17 protein-coding genes and 2 pseudogenes are annotated in these 18,287 nt (G+C 66.0%); 16 read left to right on the plus strand and 3 right to left on the minus strand.

What is annotated here, in order from left to right; translation table 11 throughout:
- From AC1RQF_RS31970 to AC1RQF_RS32010, 9 genes are all read left to right on the plus strand, one after another.
- On the plus strand, positions 1-1,524 hold a 1,524-nt coding region (locus AC1RQF_RS31970), incomplete at its 5' end, for an esterase/lipase family protein (protein WP_492874080.1).
- 76 nt (positions 1,525-1,600) lie between these two features.
- On the plus strand, positions 1,601-2,824 hold the full coding sequence (locus AC1RQF_RS31975) for a T6SS immunity protein Tli4 family protein (RefSeq protein ID WP_492874081.1): 1,224 nt from the start codon (positions 1,601-1,603) through the stop codon (positions 2,822-2,824).
- A 27-nt stretch (positions 2,825-2,851) separates the two neighbouring features.
- Entirely contained in the window at positions 2,852-3,115 is a 264-nt protein-coding gene (locus tag AC1RQF_RS31980; RefSeq protein WP_274001433.1) for a PAAR domain-containing protein, read from the plus strand.
- 462 nt (positions 3,116-3,577) lie between these two features.
- Positions 3,578-4,285, plus strand: coding sequence for a c-type cytochrome (locus tag AC1RQF_RS31985; protein ID WP_492874083.1), 708 nt, complete (start codon positions 3,578-3,580; stop codon positions 4,283-4,285).
- Positions 4,285-5,565, plus strand: coding sequence for a c-type cytochrome (locus AC1RQF_RS31990; protein WP_274001435.1), 1,281 nt, complete (start codon positions 4,285-4,287; stop codon positions 5,563-5,565). Before AC1RQF_RS31985 ends, AC1RQF_RS31990 begins: the two co-directional genes overlap by 1 nt.
- Before the next feature lie 7 nt (positions 5,566-5,572).
- Positions 5,573-5,755 carry a hypothetical protein gene (locus AC1RQF_RS31995; protein ID WP_274001436.1) on the plus strand — a complete coding sequence of 61 codons (183 nt, stop codon included), beginning with the start codon at positions 5,573-5,575 and terminating at the stop codon, positions 5,753-5,755.
- Positions 5,756-5,780: 25 nt separating this feature from the next.
- Entirely contained in the window at positions 5,781-6,338 is a 558-nt protein-coding gene (locus AC1RQF_RS32000; RefSeq protein WP_274004443.1) for a cupredoxin domain-containing protein, read from the plus strand.
- Entirely contained in the window at positions 6,325-7,950 is a 1,626-nt protein-coding gene (locus AC1RQF_RS32005; protein WP_492874085.1) for a b(o/a)3-type cytochrome-c oxidase subunit 1, read from the plus strand. Before AC1RQF_RS32000 ends, AC1RQF_RS32005 begins: the two co-directional genes overlap by 14 nt.
- Complete coding sequence (locus AC1RQF_RS32010; RefSeq protein ID WP_492874087.1) at positions 7,947-8,729, plus strand: c-type cytochrome; 783 nt, start codon at positions 7,947-7,949, stop codon at positions 8,727-8,729. Before AC1RQF_RS32005 ends, AC1RQF_RS32010 begins: the two co-directional genes overlap by 4 nt.
- Before the next feature lie 49 nt (positions 8,730-8,778).
- Here the strand turns inward: AC1RQF_RS32010 and AC1RQF_RS32015 are convergent.
- Positions 8,779-9,093 (minus strand): annotated as a pseudogene (locus tag AC1RQF_RS32015) (helix-turn-helix transcriptional regulator); the annotation flags it as partial.
- 121 nt (positions 9,094-9,214) lie between these two features.
- Here AC1RQF_RS32015 and AC1RQF_RS32020 point away from each other — a divergent pair.
- Positions 9,215-10,039 (plus strand): nitrilase-related carbon-nitrogen hydrolase, encoded by an 825-nt coding sequence (locus AC1RQF_RS32020; protein ID WP_492874089.1) that lies wholly within the window; start codon positions 9,215-9,217, stop codon positions 10,037-10,039.
- A 143-nt stretch (positions 10,040-10,182) separates the two neighbouring features.
- On the opposite strand, the gene AC1RQF_RS32025 is transcribed toward AC1RQF_RS32020, so the two are convergent.
- Entirely contained in the window at positions 10,183-10,557 is a 375-nt protein-coding gene (locus tag AC1RQF_RS32025; RefSeq protein ID WP_274001440.1) for a hypothetical protein, read from the minus strand.
- 317 nt (positions 10,558-10,874) lie between these two features.
- On the opposite strand from AC1RQF_RS32025, the gene trpS reads away from it, so the two are divergent.
- The 6 genes from trpS (at position 10,875) to AC1RQF_RS32055 (ending at position 17,896) form a co-directional block, all read left to right on the plus strand.
- Positions 10,875-11,891 carry a tryptophan--tRNA ligase gene (gene trpS / locus AC1RQF_RS32030; RefSeq protein WP_492874091.1) on the plus strand — a complete coding sequence of 339 codons (1,017 nt, stop codon included), beginning with the start codon at positions 10,875-10,877 and terminating at the stop codon, positions 11,889-11,891.
- 627 nt (positions 11,892-12,518) lie between these two features.
- Positions 12,519-14,135 (plus strand): DUF2957 domain-containing protein, encoded by a 1,617-nt coding sequence (locus AC1RQF_RS32035; protein WP_492874092.1) that lies wholly within the window; start codon positions 12,519-12,521, stop codon positions 14,133-14,135.
- A gap of 61 nt (positions 14,136-14,196) precedes the next feature.
- A complete protein-coding gene (locus AC1RQF_RS32040; RefSeq protein ID WP_492874094.1) occupies positions 14,197-15,444 on the plus strand; it encodes a DUF2957 domain-containing protein in 1,248 nt (415 codons plus the stop codon).
- A 74-nt stretch (positions 15,445-15,518) separates the two neighbouring features.
- On the plus strand, positions 15,519-16,343 hold the full coding sequence (locus AC1RQF_RS32045; RefSeq protein ID WP_274001444.1) for an OmpW/AlkL family protein: 825 nt from the start codon (positions 15,519-15,521) through the stop codon (positions 16,341-16,343).
- Between the two features lie 116 nt (positions 16,344-16,459).
- The gene (locus tag AC1RQF_RS32050; protein ID WP_274001446.1) at positions 16,460-16,963 is read left to right on the plus strand and encodes a PraA/PraB family alkane oxidation protein activator; all 504 of its coding nucleotides are present in this window, start codon (positions 16,460-16,462) and stop codon (positions 16,961-16,963) included.
- Between the two features lie 411 nt (positions 16,964-17,374).
- The gene (locus AC1RQF_RS32055) at positions 17,375-17,896 is read left to right on the plus strand and encodes a PraA/PraB family alkane oxidation protein activator (protein ID WP_274001447.1); all 522 of its coding nucleotides are present in this window, start codon (positions 17,375-17,377) and stop codon (positions 17,894-17,896) included.
- 41 nt (positions 17,897-17,937) lie between these two features.
- Here the strand turns inward: AC1RQF_RS32055 and AC1RQF_RS32060 are convergent.
- Positions 17,938-18,287, minus strand: a pseudogene (locus tag AC1RQF_RS32060) (hypothetical protein); the annotation flags it as partial.

Below are 18,287 nucleotides of genomic sequence, written 5' to 3' on the forward strand. Positions count from 1 at the left end.
CCAGCGTGGAGACCGCCCAATGGAATCATCGATGGCTTGATCGAAGTGGGACGCAGGATCAGGCAAAGTCCGAAGGATCGGCAGATCCAGATGACTTCGTCAAAGGTCGAGGTGGATGATGATGGCGACGTTCACGTGCCTCGGAGTCTGTACACGCTGACGAAAAGCGAAGCGAAACGTCGCGGATGGGGAGAGATCCACCTCGGCAGTTACGGCACGGTCCTGGCCGAACTGGAAATGGCGCTGAACGAACAATACGCCGATGCTGGAACGAAGGACTGCAAGCCATTACCCGTCTGGGAGATTGCACGGACGCTGAAGCGCAAAAGCGGTTCCACGTCGGAGGAGATGGTCGATGTCGTGGAGCAGGATTGGCGCCCGGTGAATACCGACGTTCCGCCGTTGAGCGAGCAGGAGTTCAATCGGCTGGACGACTATTTCTATCCGGTATGGGCATGCGGCTATAACTGGCTCGAAAGCAGCGAGCTGTCGTCTGATCGACTGATCGCCCGTATTCAAGAGGCGATCGATTGGTATAAGAAGGATAGCTACTGGATTTCGACTGACAAGGTCATCGTCGTTACGCATTCGATGGGCGGAATGGTCGCTCGGCGCGCGGCGCAGAAGGCGCCCGACAGCATTCTGGGCGTCGTACACGGGGTGCAGCCCGTCGGTGGCGCTCCCGTGGTTTATCGGCGCCTGCGCTCGGGGACGGAAGTGAACGGTTGGTCCGATATCGGCGGGGCGGCAGCAGCCGTCGTGACGGGGTGGAGCGCAGCCGATGTGACGTGCGTGATGGCGAATTCCCCGGGCCCGCTGGAACTGCTGCCGACGAAACACCATCCTCCCGGCTGGCTCCGCTTCGAGCAGCGGAGGAACGGGGAAACACGGGAGCTGATGCCGCCGATGCCGATCTCCGATCCGTATGCGGAGATCTATGCGAAGCGAGTGCAGGATGTGTGGTGGGGGATGATCGATGAGACGTTGATCGATCCGGCGGATCTTGCCAAAGAAAACAATACAAGTGCTTTCGCGATGTACGAAGACGCCATTGCAGATGCACGGCTATTTCATGATCGAGTCCAGTTAGATTGTCATCCCGTCACATTCGCACACTATGGCAGCGATCCAGGACAGGTGTCGTTTGGTCGCGTGGTGTGGGCGACTTCGGATGAAGTGGGGGCCGAAGTGGAATCAGATTTGAACAATGCTAAGTCACAGTCGTTCACGCGGCTTGGTCGTGCAGTGCTCGCCTTTGGTGAGCAGAAAGTAAGCATGAGATTGGAAAATCACCAAAGTCCGGCTACGAGTGGTGCCGCCAATTCAGGCGATGGGACTGTCGCTCTCGAATCTGGGGCATTGATTGCCGATGCGACGCCGACACCCAAAGTATTCGGCATGATCGGATTCGATCACTCGGGGAGTTACGGAAATAAAAATGTGCTCAGTAATACAATTTATTGCATCGCGAAGATTGTGCAGTTGGCTCCGGTTGTAGGTAAATCTTCATCAAACGGGGATTGATGTGTTCATTCGATCGGTTATTCAAATTCTTTGTGTCTGCTTTTTATTGTCGGTGTGTCATGCGGGAGAGCCTGTGATGAGTGAAACAAAAACCTATTGTTTCGGGCGCTATTTGGCGGATATTCCGGTTGGCGCTCAAGTTAATGGCTACGCATCGAGATACAAGTATGAATATATAAAGTCGTCCTCGTTGTCTAAGGGCGAGTTTGATAGGTACGTCGAGCAGCGCGAAGCGGCGATCAGGTCGGGAAAGCAAAAGAATGGATACTCGCTGAGGGGAGGCGGGCGGATAAGCGAATCAATCTGGGTTTTCGAGTTGGAGCGCCAATTGCTGACTCGTCAGTCGCTGGGGTTTGAGGCCCATCGATGGGATGGGGGGCGTGCGTTCGAAATGACTCAAGCGGCCACGATGCTGGATAAATATGACGAAGTCTTGTCCACAATGAAAACAAGGGTGCTGCCGAATCTCCACGCGCGTGATGCCGACGATATCCCTTCGCAGCCGGGGTTTTGTCTCAAGGATGGATTTATCGACGACGACGGCACGACCGAGCAATACGAAGACTCAGGGATGAGCTTCAAGTTTCCACAATGGCCGGGCATCCTCATCACGGTGAGCGCGAGCACCACGACCAAAGCCGGCGAAAAGACCCTGCTCCAGCGTGTCGGCAGCGCCTGGTTGCCCACCAACTTCATCCTGGTCAAGACGCTGCGCCGTGGCAAGCGTACGGTGAACGGCCGTGATGGCGAAGAGATCCTGTGGTCATTCCCGACCAACCATGGATTCCGTTCGCATCAGTTCCAATGGGAGGCGCAAGGCACGCTGCGCCAACCGCTCAATGCCGATTTGACCGTGGAATTCGAGAGCGGACTGCAAGCGAAAGGTGGAGAGTGGCAGCGCCCGAACCTGAGCGACGAAGAAGCCATCGCGATATTCGACGCGGTGGTGAAATCGATCCGTCTGCGCCCGACCAGCGATGCGAAGGTATCGCGCGCCGCACCGCCTCCGACCATGCCGTTGGGCACGCTCGTGCAAACAGGTTCGGCGTGTCCTCAAACCGGTTGGTGGACGTGTCCCGAAGCAAACGGCAACGAACTCGCCGGAGGCGGGCGGCGGTATTTTGTCGCAGGATCGCCGATGCCGGTCGCGACGATCCTGCGCGGCCGGACCCTGGCCGACCGGTTGTTCGGAAAGCCGGCCCGATACGACGTGCCGACGACGTGGCGACTCGTGGGATCCGATCCGACGAACGACACAGACGCGACGCCTGCGCGAATGCCTGACGACGACCCCGCCTGAATCCAATCCACTTCCACGGAGTGCCCTATGAGGAACGTCATACGCGTCGGCGACCCGACCAGCCACGGCGGTGTCGTGGAAACCGGCGACGTGGGATTCGTCGTGGACGGACGCGCCGTCGCCCGCGTCGGCGACGGCTGCACGTGTCCGATCGCCGGACATCAAGCCTGTGTCATCGTCGAGGGCGATCCGAACTTCGTGATCGACGGCCGGGCCGTGGCATTCGACGGCCACCGCACGAGCTGCGGCGCAACGCTGCGCTCCACGATGGAGCGCTTCGGCACGAAGTAAGGCGCGACGAGCGCGTCGAACCCGCGCGCGCAGTCGCCGCGAATCAGCGCTGAGCACCGCATCTCGTCCGCGCAGGGCACGCAGTCTCGATCCACGCCCGCCCGTGGCGCATCAACCGCCCCCGCCGCGCGGCTTCCGCCTCCGCCATCGTGCCATGCGTCGCCACCCGCCCAAACAGCCCCCACCGCGCCCTCCTTGCGCGCAAACAACCCGCCGCCAAAAACGTCCAAACCGCGACCGCAGTTCCACCCCTTGCCCACGAAGTCGCGCATTCAATTGACGTGCATCAATACGAGCGCACGACGCCCGTGAGATTTTCGGGGCGCAGAAAAATTTGAATAACAGGTTCCCTTAAGACCAACGAAGGCGATGGTGCCGGCGGCGTGCCCGCTCGCGCCAACGATTCGCGGGGGGTCGCTCGCGTGACAGCGGGAACGGGGTGCCTCGCCAGAGAAGATGACAGTGACCTTGAGATCCACTGCAGTACTCACCGTGCTGTGCGGCTTGCTGAGCCAGTCGGCGTCCGCCCGGGAGCCGCAGGAGCGCGCGCCGGACACGATGGAAGCCCGCGTGCTGGCCTGCGCCGCATGCCACGGCCAGCAGGGCGAGGGGACGTCGAACGACTACTTCCCGCGCCTGTCGGGCAAGCCGGCCGGCTACCTGTACGAGCAGCTCGTCGCGTTCCGCGACGGCCGCCGCAAGTACCCGCCGATGAACTACCTGCTCGCCTACCTTCCGGACCCTTACCTGCAGCGCATCGCCGATCACTTCGCGAGCCAGCGTCCGCCGTTCCCGACGCTCGGGGCGTCCACGGTCGCGCCCGAGGTGCTGGCGCGCGGCCAGCAGCTCGTGAAGACGGGCGACCCCGCGCGCAAGCTGCCCGCGTGCGTGTCATGCCACGGCGCGGCGCTCACGGGCATGGAGCCCGGCGTACCCGGGCTGCTCGGCCTGCACGCGGAATACCTGAGCGCACAGCTCGGCGCCTGGCGTTACGGCACGCGCACCTCGCGCGCGCCCGACTGCATGCAGCAGGTCGCTTCCGGGCTCACCGACACCGACGTGACCGCGATCGCCGCCTGGCTCGCGTCGCGGCCCGCGCCGGCCAACCCGTCGCCCGCGCCCGCGGGCTCGCTCACCATGCCGCTCGTGTGCGGCGGCGAGATCCGCTAATGGAGACCTCGGTGCACACGCAACTGATCACGAAACTGCGCCGCGCGCTCGCCTTCGTCGGCATGCTGCTGACCGCCGCGGGCGCGGTGTCCGCGCAGCCGTCGAGCGATGCGTCGACCGTCCGGCGCGGCGAATACCTGGCCCGCGCGGGCGACTGCATCGCCTGCCACACGATCCCGGGCGACAAGCTCTTCGCGGGCGGCCGCGCGATGCCGACGCCGTTCGGCACGCTGTACTCCCCGAACATCACGCCCGACGACGCGACCGGAATCGGCAAATGGAGCGCCGACGAGTTCTACACGATGATGCACACCGGCCGTTCGCGCGACGGCTCGCTGCTGTATCCGGCGATGCCGTTCGGCGCCTACACGAAGGTCACGCGCGCGGATTCCGACGCGATCTTCGCGTACCTGCGCTCGGTGCCGCCCGTGAAGTTCGCGAACCGGCCGCACGACCTGCGCTTCCCGTACAACAACCGTCAGCTGCTGATCGGCTGGCGCACGCTGTACTTCAAGGAGGGCGAGTATCGGCCGGACAGCACGAAATCGGTCGAATGGAACCGCGGCGCGTATCTCGTGCAGGGGCTCGGCCACTGCTCGATGTGCCACACCGCGATCAATGCGCTCGGCGGCAGTTCGGAGGCGAATGCGTTCGAAGGCGGGTTGATCCCGATGCAGGCGTGGTACGCGCCGTCGCTCACGTCGAACCGCGAGGCGGGGCTCGGCGACTGGAGCATCGTCGAGATCTCGGCGCTGCTGCAAACCGGCGCTTCGCATCGCGGCACGGTGTACGGCCCGATGGCGGAAGTCGTCTACGACAGCCTGCAGCATCTGTCCGACGACGACGTGCGCGCGATGGCCGTCTACCTGAAGTCGCTGGCGCCGCGCGGCGGCGATGCGGCGCCGGCGCGCAAGACGACGATGTCCGCCTCGGAGCAGACGCGCCTCTATAAGCTCGGCGGCAAGATCTACGACGCGCAGTGCGCGAGCTGCCACGGCAGGAACGGGCTCGGCAAGACGCCGGCGTTCCCGCCGCTCGCGGGCAACCAGTCGATCCAGATGACCTCCGCGGTCAACCCGATCCGCATGGTGCTGAACGGCGGCTACGCGCCCGGCACCGCGAAGAACCCCGAACCCTACGGCATGCCGCCTTTCGCCCAGTCGCTGTCGGACGACGAGGTGGCGGCCGTGACGACGTTCATCCGGACCGCCTGGGGCAATCGCGGCGCGCCGGTTTCCGCGAAGGAAGCCAATGCGCTGCGTTCCGCCCCGCTCTACTGAGGACATCATGAGCGACTCTTCCCAACGCCAGGGCGGCGACCCTGCCGCGCACGACGACGCGGTCGACGAGATCGTCCGCGCGGGCCCGCGCGGCGCGCTCGCGCTGGCCGGCACCGCGACCGCGATCGTGATCGCGCTGTGGTTCGTCTTCTATTTCTTCGTTTTCCTGCCTCGCGGCGTGATCCAGTAATCCGGCTCCCATGTCAAAACAACCTTTGCCAGACCGTCTCGACGGCGCGCAGCTCGCGGCGCGGATCGAACGCAGGTGGGCGATCCTGGCCGTCGGCCTGATGATCCTGCTCGTCGCCGTCACGGTGTTCACCGGCCTGCACTGGGCCATGATGCCGCCGTCGCGCGTCGAGACCATCGACCCGACGACCCTGCATGTCTCGGGCGAATTCATCGAGAGCAATCTCGGCACCGCGCGCGAGCCCGACGGCTCGGTCACGGTGCGCGTGATCGGCCAGCAGTACTCGTTCACGCCGCAATGCATCCTGGTGCCGGCGAACACCCCCGTCACGTTCCGCGCGACCAGCGCCGACGTGGTGCACGGCTTCCTGATCACCGACACCAACATCAATTCGATGCTCGAACCCGGCTACGTCGCGACCTTCAGGACGACGTTCGACAAGCCGCGGGATCACCTGATGCCTTGCCACGAATACTGCGGCACCGGGCATGAGGCGATGTGGGCGCACGTGAAGGTGATCGACCGTGCGGAATTCGACAAACTCGCGTCCGGCGCGCGGAGACTGAGCTGTGTTAAAGAATAATCGACTGGTGCTCGCCCATTTCTGGTTCGCGTTCGCGCTGTTCGGCGTCGCGCTGCTGCTCGGCGCGTGGCAGATGCTCGCGCGCAGCCCGCTGCATCCCTGGCTCGGCAATCCCGAGCTGTACTACCGCTCGGTGACCGCGCACGGCTCGGTGATGGGCTACGTGTTTCCGACGATGATCGCGATGGGCTTCGGCTACGCGATCAGCGAACTCGCGCTCAAGATGCCGCTCGTCGGCCGCCGCTGGGCGTGGACGGGTTTCTGGCTGATCGCGGTCGGCTCGGTCGTGGCGATGGCGCCCGTGTCGCTCGGCCTGTCGTCGGTGCTCTATACGTTCTACCCGCCGATGATCGGCAATCCGTTCTACTACCTCGGCGTCGTGCTGGTCGTCGTCGGCTCGTGGGTGTGGGTCGCGTTGATGTCGGCGAACCTCTACGTGTGGAAGAGGGCCCATCCGGGCGCGCCGATTCCGCTCGCGATGTTCGCGAACGTCGCGGGCGCGTATCTGTGGGGCTGGACCTCGATCGGCGCCGCGATCGAGATCCTGTTCCAGATCCTGCCCGCCGCGGTCGGGCTCACGACCACGATCGACGCGGGGCTCGCGCGCGTGTTCTTCTCGTGGACGCTGCACGCGATCGTCTACTTCTGGCTGATCCCCGCGTATATCGCGTACTACACGCTCGTGCCGCGCGCGATCGGCGGCAAGCTGTACAGCGACGGGATGGCGCGCATCTCGTTCATCCTGTTCCTCGTCGGCGCGATGCCGATCGGCATCCACCATCTGTTCGCGGATCCGCAGATCGGCTCCGGGTTCAAGTTCCTGCAGTCGGTGTTCACGGCGCTCGTCGCGGTGCCGACGATCCTCACCGTGTTCACGGTGTGCGCCTCGGTCGAGATCGCCGCGCGGCTGCGCGGCGGCAAGGGCATGTTCGGCTGGCTGCGCGCGCTGCCGTGGCGCGAGCCGATGATGCTGGCGGTGGCGTTCTCGTTCGTGATGCTCGGCTTCGGCGGCGCGGGCGGGATCATCAACATGAGCTACCAGCTCGATTCGACGATCCACAACACGCAGTGGATCACGGGCCACTTCCACCTGATCTTCGGCGGCGCGGTCGTCATCATGTACTTCGCGATCGCCTATGAACTGTGGCCGCACCTGACGGGCCGCGCGCTCGCCAGCGTGCGCCTCGTGCGAACGCAGCTGTGGCTGTGGTTCATCGGCATGATCGTCACGACGTTCCCGTGGCACTACGTCGGCATCCTCGGCATGCCGCGCCGCATGGCCTATTACGACTACAGCGATCCCGCGCTCGCGCCGCAGGCGATCTGGGTGATCCTGTCGGTCATCGGCGCGCTGATCCTCGCCGCATCGGCCGTGCTGTTCTTCGTCGTGCTGATCCGCAGCCATCGCGGCCCGAAGGTCAAGCCCGCCGAGTTCACGTTCAGCGCGGCCGTGCACGAACCGAAGACGCTGCCCGTCGCGCTCAACAGCTTCGCGCTGTGGATCGCGCTGATGATCTGTCTCACGGCCGTCAACTACGGCTATCCGATCGCGCAACTGATGTCGCTCAAGCAGCCGTCGGTGCCGGCCATCTACCTGGGGACGCCGCGATGAGCACGGAACGTCTGTTTTCGCTTCGCAACCGCTGGTTCACGGTGAGCGTCGGGCTCGTGCTGCTCGCGGTGGTCAGCTCGGTGCTGATCGGCTTCGTCTGGCTGCCGTCCGCGCAGAAGGATGCGCAGTTCCAGGGCCTCTGGAATGCGATCTGCTCCGCGGCCGGCGTGCCGGGCGCGTGGCTGCCGTCGCGGCCGGAGCCCGCCGTGATCAAGACGAGCGGGGTGGTCGTCACGCCGCAGATGATGGCGGGGGCCGACAGCCTGTCGATCGGACGCGGCGCGACACTCGCGATGCGCTGCACGATGTGCCACGGTGAACGCGGCATGAGCGACGCCAATTCGCCGAACCTCGCGGGCCAGTATGCGGCCGTCGTCTACAAGCAGCTGAAGGACTTCCAGAGCGGCGCGCGCACCAACGCGGTGATGGAGCCGATGGTCGTGAATCTGTCCGATCAGGACATGCGCGATCTCGCGGCGTACTACGCGTATCTGCCGCGCGTGGCGACGAAGCCCGCTCCAAATCCGCCGCTGATCGTCGCGAGCGGCGCGCCGATGCGCAACATCGCGCCGTGCGCGTCGTGCCACGGCGGCATGGACAACAAGGTCGGCGGGCCGTGGCTCGAAGGCGAGCCCGAGGTCTACATCGCGGCGCAGTTGCAGGCGTTCGCGTCGGGCGCGCGGCATAACGACATCAGCGAGCAGATGCGCAACGTCGCGCGGCAGATGACCTTCGACGAGATCGCCGCCGCCGCGCGCTACTACGCGGGCCACCGGTAGTCCGCGCGGCGGATGGGGCAGCCCGCGCCCGCGTCGCGCATCACGCGGCGTCGGGCGCGACGTCGGCCAGCGTGAAGAAACCCGATGCGCGGCGCCCGAATGCATCGAGATAGAACGGATCGAGTTGACAGAAGGTCGTCAGGTAGGCCTGGAACCGCGGGTCGACCTGTCCGTCGGGCAGGCTCTGCTCCGCGCAGACATGCGGCGCGGTATGCCGGCCGAAGCGCAGCGCGACCCAGGCGTCCACGGCCACGTGCCGTTCGAGCACGCGCACGAGACGCGCCCGGAAATGCGGCCCGTCCAGCGCGTCGATCACGGTGCCGATCTCTCGGTGAAAGGCGAGATCCTGCCATTCGAGCCGCATGCCTGTCTCCGATGAGGCAACCCGATTGGGCGTTACCGAAAAAAAGAATGCCGCGATAATCCGGGCATGGGGTGGCGCGGCCGGCACGCGGCCGCGGCCCGTCAGACGAAAGGATGGCGACATGCAGGTGGAACTCGCGCAACTCGCGCTGACCGACGGTGACGTCGAGCGCAATACCGCACTCGTGATCGACAGCATCGAGACCGCGGATGTCGCGGGCGGCACGGCGCTGATCGTGTTTCCCGAGACTACGTTGTCCGGGTTCCCGACCCGCGACACCGTGTTCGCGATCGCGCAGCCGCTCGACGGCGCGGCGCTCGGCGCGGTCCGCGCGGCGGCCCGGCGGGTGGGCGTCGCGGTCGCGGTGGGGCTCGCGGAGCGCGACGGCGGGCACTGCTACAACACCTCGGTCCTGATCGATGCGCGCGGCGAGATCGCGCTGCGCTACCGCAAGGTGCATCTGTGGGCGACCGACGTCGGCGTGTTCACGGCGGGCGATCGCTTCACGACCTGCCGCTGGAACGGCATGACGGTCGGCCTGCAGATCTGCTACGACATCGAGTTTCCCGAAGGCGCGCGGGCGCTGGCCTCGCTGGGTGCGGATCTGCTGATCGTCACCAACGGCAACATGGAGCCGCTGGGCCCCGTGCATCGCCGTGCGATGGCCGCGCGCGCGATGGAGAACCAGGTGTTCGCGGTGATGGTGAACCGCTGCGGCGAGGGCGACGACGATCTGGTCTTCGCCGGCGAATCGGCGCTGCTCGATCCGTTCGGCGAGTGCGTCGCGTCGGCCGGCCGGGGGCCGACGACGCTGCGCGTGCGGATCGCGCGCGAGCAGCTTGCCGCGAGCCGGCGCGATTATCGCTACCTTGCCGACGCACGGGTGCCGCTCGGCCTCGTGCGCGGCGAGCAGGCGGACACGCTGCTGATTCCACCGACGCGCTGAGCGCGCGACACCGACGCGGCCCGCCCGATCTCACGCCTTCACGAGACAGGACACGTCATGCGCGATACGGAGACTGGCTCGCGCATCTGAAACGGACTCCCGGCCTTGCGTCCGGGCGGCCTGCATCGCGCCGCCGGCCGCGCTTACTGCGAGCAGCGCACGTCGGCGCGGGGCACGGCGACGATCACGGGATACGTGCCGCGATCGAGTTCCACGCGCACGGATACGGTGACGAGGGTGTCGTCGTCCGTGTCGTCGTACACGCTGGCGCGCTCGCGCGACAGGGTGGTCACGCCGGCGCAGGCGGAGGCGCGTCCTTCATCGGACACCTGGCAGTGGATCGGGTTGTCGGCCAGATAGCGGTAGCGGTTGGCGCTCGCGAGGTACTCGCGGACGTTCTGCGCGGCCCCGGCGACGCCGGTGATGTAGACGGTCGAGCACGCGAGCGGGGCCGCGTCGGCGGCCGCGTTCGCCGAGATGAAGAGAGCGGCGAGCGCGGCGGCGAGGGAGGGTTTCATGGCGCGGATTCGGGCGTGGAGAAGCGGATGCGCGATTGTAGCGGTTCGTCGCGCGGCGCGTCGCGGCGCGCCGCGCGATCGACCGGGTGCGCGCCGTGATGTGGCGGGCCGGGGCACGGAAGGCGCGGCTGCGCTATACTTTTCGCCATGTGTACGACCCCGACTCCTTTCCTTCTTCGTCGTTGGTGGCGCGCCTGACCCGGGCGGCCCGTTTCCCTACGTACTTCGAAACCACGATGCCGCCAGTCATGGCGGCGGTTCGTTGAACGATCGATACTCATGGCTGGTGACGTCGCTTCCACCAGGAATGCCAGACCATGACGTCCACACCTCTCCCCGTCATTCTCACCGGCGATCGCACGACCGGCCCGCTCCATCTCGGCCACTACATCGGCTCGCTGCGCGAGCGCGTGCGGCTCCAGCACGAAGCGCGGCAGTTCCTGCTGCTCGCGGACACCCAGGCGCTGACCGATAACGTCGGTCGCCACCGGCGCGTGACCGCCAACGTGATCGAGGTGGCGCTCGACTACCTGGCCTCGGGCATCGACCCCGAGCTGTCGACGATCTGCATCCAGTCGCAGGTGCCCGAATTGGCGGAGCTCTCGCAATACTTGCTGAATCTCGTCACGGTCGCGCGCCTCGAACGCAACCCGACGATCAAGGAGGAGATTCGCCTGCGCGGCTTCGAGCGTGACATCCCCGCGGGCTTTCTCACCTATCCCGTGAGCCAGGCGGCCGACATCGCCGCGTTCAAGGCGACCCACGTGCCGGTCGGCGCGGACCAATTGCCGATGCTCGAACAGACCAACGAGCTGGTGCGCCGCTTCAACGCCACGGTCGAGCGTCCGGTGCTGGTCGAATGCGAGGCGGTGCTGTCGCAGGTGCCGCGCCTGCCCGGGCTCGACGGCAAGGCGAAGATGAGCAAGTCGCTCGGCAATGCGGTCGCGCTCGGCGCGAGTCCGGACGAGATCACGCGGGCCGTGAACGCGATGTACACCGATCCCGGGCATGTGCGTGCGAGCGACCCCGGCCAGGTCGAGGGCAACGTGGTGTTCGCGTTTCTCGATGCGTTCGAACCCGATGTCGCGGCGGTCGAGGCGCTCAAGGCGCATTACCGGCGCGGCGGCCTCGGCGACAGCGTGGTCAAACGCGCGCTCGACGAGCGGCTGCAGGCGCTGCTCGCGCCGATTCGCGCGCGTCGTCGCGCGTTCGAACAGGAGCGCGGGGAAGTGCTGGCGATCCTGCGGCGGGGCACGGAGCGCGCCCGCGAGGTTGCCGCCGCGACGCTCGGCGAGGTGAAGGGCGCGCTGGGCCTGTCGTATTTCCCGAACTGAATACGTCGATCGCGCGAGTCGGACGGCGCGCGCGACACCGCTCGTTGCATCCACAACCAAAATGCCGAATCGCATTGATGATCGATGTGAAATTGACGCGTCGCGTCATTTATTCACAAGCTGTTCGAAAGCAGGGGGAAAGCGCGAACGGATGATTTCGACAACACCCAGTATGGTGTTTGAAAAAACGTGAAGAGCCTTGGTTGGACAAGGCTTCGCGGCTGATCGACGTTTGGAATTCTGTATCAATTTACTTGTTCGAATCGTCGGATCATAGTCACACAAAACAAAGCGCCACGATAACGACGAGCGCAGACTACGGAGACAAGGATGATACGTAGATACGAGGGGTTGTCAGGACGACCGTTTCCATCTGATCGGAGACGCGCGAGTTTATTCACCGCGTGTTTTCGCATGACCGAGTGACCGGCGAGCCGCCGGATTCCAGCTGCTTTCACCGCCCAAGGGCGCCGCGCGCAAGCGCCGCGTCGCGGTGACGCTCGCGCATCGCGGCGGTCGCGCCTTCCCACACGCAGTCGAATCCCGCCCGGCGACGGGCGTCATACCAACCGGTGCGCCGTCGAGCGACACTGGAAGAGAAACAGTATTCAAGAAAAAGGAGGGGAAATGCTCTGCATTCCTAATCTGTGCGCGGCCGTCCTGTCCTGCGTGGTGGTCGCCATGCCGTTTGTCGCCGGATGCGGCGGCGGCAACAGCGACGACCCGGGTCCCATCAATGCCTCGCAGTGCTCGGGCAGCAATTGCCCGGCGAGCGGATCGAACACGACGCCGAGCCAGAATGTCACGCTGTGCCCGGCATCGCTCGACTACACGAGCACCTATTCGGGCGGCGCCGGCAGCGGCGAATACCTGAAGGTCCGGTTCGACACGACCAAGAAGACCTACCAGATGCAGTTCATCGAATCGTCGGTGCCGACGCTTCCGGACGAAATCAACACCACGCGCGCCGGCCTCACGATCAACGGCACGTTCCACAACGCGACGACGCTGCCGACCGCCGAGCAGAACCGCTGCTCGTTCGTGCTCGACAATGGCGCGACGGCGGACGGCACCTACAAGGTCACGATCAATCCCGCGGATCCGCCGATGATCTTCGTCGGCAACGGCGGCGTGATGGGCGGCTCCATCCCCGGTGCGACGATCTCCTACCCGGGCATCGCCGCGCTCGGCGGGCTCGGCAAAGTGCCGTCGCGCACCTTCGATTTCTATCCGTTCATCGGCTTCACCAGCACGGAGACGGATTTCACGAAGGTCGCGGGCAACTACAACGAACTGGGCGTCCACATGTCGCCCGTCGGCGGCAACTACCAGAGCGGCTCGTCGCCGATCGGCTGGGAACCCGACGTGGTCAACTGGAACCAGACCTTCAACGCGGACGGTTCGTGCACGATCACCCCGGGCAGCGACTACTCGTGCCAGACGACCGGCTCGCCGTGGACGCTGCGCAAGAACGCCGACGGCTCGAACGATACGGTGTTCGTCAGCAATGCGGTCGCCAACCAGTTCGGCGCGGTGTCGTATCCGGTCGCGGGGCAGGCGCCGGGCCTCGTGATCGTGACCCCGAGCCAGGCGAAGGGCATCATGATCGTGGGCAAGCTCAACGGCGTGCTGGTGCCGGTCGTGATCCGCGTCGGCTACGCGTACATCGATCCGAACTCGCTGCTCTCCTCGGTCGCCGATGCGGAAGTCGGCATCTCGGTGCTCGCGCCGTCCACGCCGATCGCCGCGAATTCGCTGCAAGGCGGCTTCATCGGCGCGACGAGCGCCTCCGCGTGCGGCGTGGTGAGTTTCACCGGCAACCTCGGCACCTCGGCGGCGGCCGGACCGTCCTTCAACCCGAACATCGCGCATCCGGACCTGCCGGGCGTGTTCGCGAACGGCGCATTCGCATCGCAGGCCGGCTCGTGCAACGACGGCACGGCGGTGTCGACGATGGCGGCCAACTACACCTCGACCTTGTTCCAGGGCACGACCGCCGGGCTGATCGATCCGCAGACCTCGCAGGTGAGCTCGCAGCTCTCGCTCGATTACTCGCAGGCCTCGCCCGGCAAGATCAAGGTGAATGTCCTGAGCGACTTCCGCGCGCAGGGCAGCACGGGCGCCGTGTCGATCTTCAAGAAGGGCGACACCGGCTACCTGATCAAGGTCGGCAATGTCTACGGCATGGTGGTCAACAACAGCCAGGTGAATCCGTTCTTCACCGTCGGCGCATTCGTCCGCTAACGCAGGACCAGGCGACGGCGCAGCGCGCGCCGTCGCGGTTATCACAATATCGAGGATTCCTATGTATTGGCAGAAGTGGATGACCATTGCCGTGTTGGCGCCCGTGTTGACCGCGTGCGGCGGCGACGGCGACCCGCCGCCCGCGCCCGTGGTGCGACTGTGCCCGCAGACCATCGACTACAACACCGTCTTCACCGGTGGCTCGGGTTCCGGCGAACTGGTGAAGGTGCAGCTCGACACCACCAGGATGACGTACCAGATCACCTTCCTGGCGTCGCCGATCCCGCAGACGACCGGCACGGTGCAGCCGACGCGCGACACGGCGCCGAACAACGTCATGTCGGGCACGCTGAGCGACGAGACCGGCCTGCCGACCGTGAAGCTCAACCAGTGCACGTTCCGCCTCAACAACGGCAGCCTCGATCCGAGCCGGCCGGCGCGGATTTTCCTTGGCGAAGGCGTGATGGGCGGGGCGATCCCGGGCGCGACGATCCAGTTCGACGGCGTGATCGGCGTCGGCCAGATCGACAAGACGACTTTCCCGTACTACCCGTTCATCGCCTTCCCGTCGGTCGAGACGGATCTGACGAAGATCGCCGGCACCTACAACCAGCTCGGCTACCACCAGGTGCCGTCGCAGAAGTTCGCGCCGGTCGCGATCGACCAGCAGTTCGTGATTCGCGGCGACGGCAGCTATACGGAGACCGACAACTTCGGCAAGAAGAACGGCGGTCAGCCGCTCAGCTCGACGGCCATCGTCAACCAGCCGTTCCAGCTGCGCTCCGACGCGTCGGCGTTCCAGACGCTCAATTACCAGCCGCAGGTTCCGGCGACGCAGGCGTCGCTCGATCCGACCAAGGCGGGCAAGGGGATCCTGATCGTCGGCAAGCTGCGCAACCAGCTGGTGCCGGTCTTCATCCGCACGGGCGCGGCGAACGCGAGCCTGCAGAACGGCTCGCCGGTCGCCGACGACGAGTCGGGCATCACGCTGCTGAGCCCGCGGGTGTGGGTCGGCTCCCAGGACGGCGAGTACACCGGCGTCGACAGCCAGTTCGACTACCGCGCCACCGCGATGGTCGGCGCGCAGGCGACCCTGCTCGATCCGTTCAACGCGTCGCAGGCCGGCCTCACGCGTCCGCTCAACCTGAACTTCGCGCAGACGGTGCCGGGCGTGGTCACGACCGTGCACGCGGATGCGGCCTCGGGGCCCGCGACCGGCAAGTTCATCTTCACCGGCGGCGTCTTCGGCTTCCTCGACATGGCCAACGCGAGCAGCCCGTACTTCACCGTGGGCGCGTTCGTGCAGTGAGCGTGCAAATACAACAAGGAGACAGGCGGGGCGCGCGGCGCGCGCTCCGTCGGAGCAGAGGACGAGGAGATCACATGAAGAAGCTGATTGCTGCGTGCGTCGTCGCTTGCGCGTCGACGGGCGCGCTGGCCCAGCAGGCGGGCGACAACGTCGCGACGCTCGGCTGGCTGCACATCATGCCGCAGGATTCGACCAACGGCCTGACGACCACGGTCGCGAACATGCCGATCAACGCGCCGCTGCGGCTGCCCGGCTCGTTCACGTCGCCGGGCACGAGCCTGACCGTCAACAACGCGGATACGGTGGGCCTGACGCTCACGCACTTTTTCACGGACCACATCGCGGTGACCTCGGTGCTCGGCGTGCCGCCCGAGTTCTCGCTGACGGGCCACGGCGTGATCAAGCCGTTCGGCCCGGCGGGTTCGCTCGGCAACGTCGATCTCGACAAGCCGGCGAACCAGCCGGCCGTGAAGAACGCGCGGCAGTGGAGCCCGACCGTGATCCTGCAGTACTACTTCAACAACGCGAACGCGCGCTTCCGGCCGTTCGTCGGCATCGGCGTGGCGTACAGCTGGTTCACCAACATCGAGCTGAACGGCAACTTCGTGCGAGACGTCAACGAGAACCTCGGCAGCGTGCTCGCGGCGGGCGCGAACAAGCCGGGGCCGACCTCGGTCGAGGCCAAGGCGTCGTCGTCGTGGACCCCGGTCTACAACATCGGTGCGTCGTATGCGCTGACCAAGCACCTCGGGCTCACGGCGACGCTGACCTACATGCCGCTCAAGACCTACTCGTCGATCATCGTCAAGGCGGCCGACGGGAGTGAGCTGTCGAACACGCGTACGCGTCTGAAGGCCGATCCGCTGATCACCTTCGTCGGGATTTCCTACAAGTTCTGATCCGCGGGCGCGCAGTCGAGGCGCCCGGGTATCCCGCGACCGAGCGGCCGGGTTCACCGGACCGCGAAGTCGCTTAACCGGCGGCAAGCCGCCATTCGTCAAGTGAGGCAGTTCCCATGAGCACTCGTAAGATCGTTTCGTTCGTTGTCGCGCTTGCATTCGCAACGGCTGCAGCTACACCCGCGCTGGCGGTCACGGTTACCCGTGCCGACGGCCAGGCGATGAACCCGAACGGCGAGCCGTTCTCCGCGACGGGCGCCACCAACCTCAACAAGGGCGGCGTGGCTGCCGCCTGCGTGTCGACCTTCAACGGCACCATCACGTCGTCCGGCATCGTGACGGTCACCTCGGCGCAGTTCTCGGGCGGCGGCCTGTGCGGCCTGATCACGAGCAGCGCAACCGGCACCAACCCGTGGACCGGCCAGGCCGACGACACGACGCACCTGACCATCAACAACGCTCAGGTCAATGCGTCGATTCTCGGCACCTGCGGGCCGAGCAAGGTCACGACGACGTGGAACGACACGGCATCGTCGCTGGCCTTCAACAATGCGGCGCTGACGCCGAATTGCACGATCAACGGCACCCTGACGACGTCGCCGGCGTTCAAAGTGCAGTAAGGCGGTGACGTGCGGCGGCCCGGCAAGCCGCCGCATGCATGACGGCGCCATTCCGGCCCTCGGGCTGCTCGTCGCGAGGCGGGCGGCCCGGGCCGCGGCGGAAAAGGGCGCGGGGTGTGGCCGCGCCCGATGGCGTCGTGCCGTGTGGAAGCCGTCGACGCCCCCGGCGAGGGGCGCGACGGTGTTGCGGGATCGGATACGTCGTTCCGTGGGCCCGCTGGATGAGCGGCACGTGTGCCTTGCCGCCGCCGTTTCAGTTGTTTCAGTTGCAGATTCAGATTCCGCCCGGGGTGGGTCCGCCCGCACGAGCCAGCCTGGGTACGTCGTTGCATCGTGATGTGTTCACCGCCTGGTGAACGGACCGGCAGACGGCTGGTGCCGGAGCTGCCGACATTGGAGATGGGGAATCCTATGCAATCCAGCAAGTTTGTCTTGTCGCTGGTCGCGTTCGCGCTCGCGGCCGCCATGACGGCACAGGCGCAGGCCGTGACCGTGACCCGCGCCGATGGACAGCCGATGAATCCGAACGGCGAGCCCTTTTCCGCGGCAGGGGCGACGACGTACCTGAAAGGGTCGATCGTGATCAACTGCACGACGCGCATCAACGGCACGGTCACGCCGACGGGCATCGTGTGGATCACATCCGCGAGCCTGACGGGCGCGCCGCTCTGCCAGCTGGCACAGCCGAGCGCGTCGAGCGCGTCGATGTGGACCGGCCAGATCGAGACGTCGACCCAGCTGAGCATCAACAACATGGCGATCAACTGGAATCTGTTCGGTCCATGCGGACCGAACCAGGTGACAACCGCCTGGAGCAACGCGCTGCCCTGGGCCGACAACCCGTCGGGGCTGACTTTCTCTTCGGCGCTGCTTACGCCGAATTGCACGATATCGGGATCGCTCGTCACGTCGCCGAAGTTGCGCGTGGACTGAGCGGCAGCAGTAATGAGTTCCGGCGATGCGATGCCTGTCGATCACGGGCCGCGATGCGCATGGAGGAGCGAGGCGGGCAGACGGGCCAAGAGCCGGTCGCCTGCCTGGCAGCGAGCCGTACTGGAACCTGTCCGGTGCGCCGCGCCGCCGTCCCGCGAACCGGGACGCATGGCGGCAGGCCGCGGCCGTGAGGGCGGCGAGACAGGAACCGCGAAAGGGGATGCAGGAACCGGCGCGCCGCCGAGGGCGCGCCGCCCATCCCGCGACGCATGGGCCGGCGCGCGACATGAGCACGGGGTGCCGAACCGACAGGCGGGGGGGGGGGGGGGGGGGGGGGGGGGGGGGGGGGGGGGGGGGGGGGGGGGGGGGGGGGGGGGGGGGGGGGAGGGGG

Source organism: Burkholderia sp. GW821-FHT14F03 (assembly GCF_058803765.1).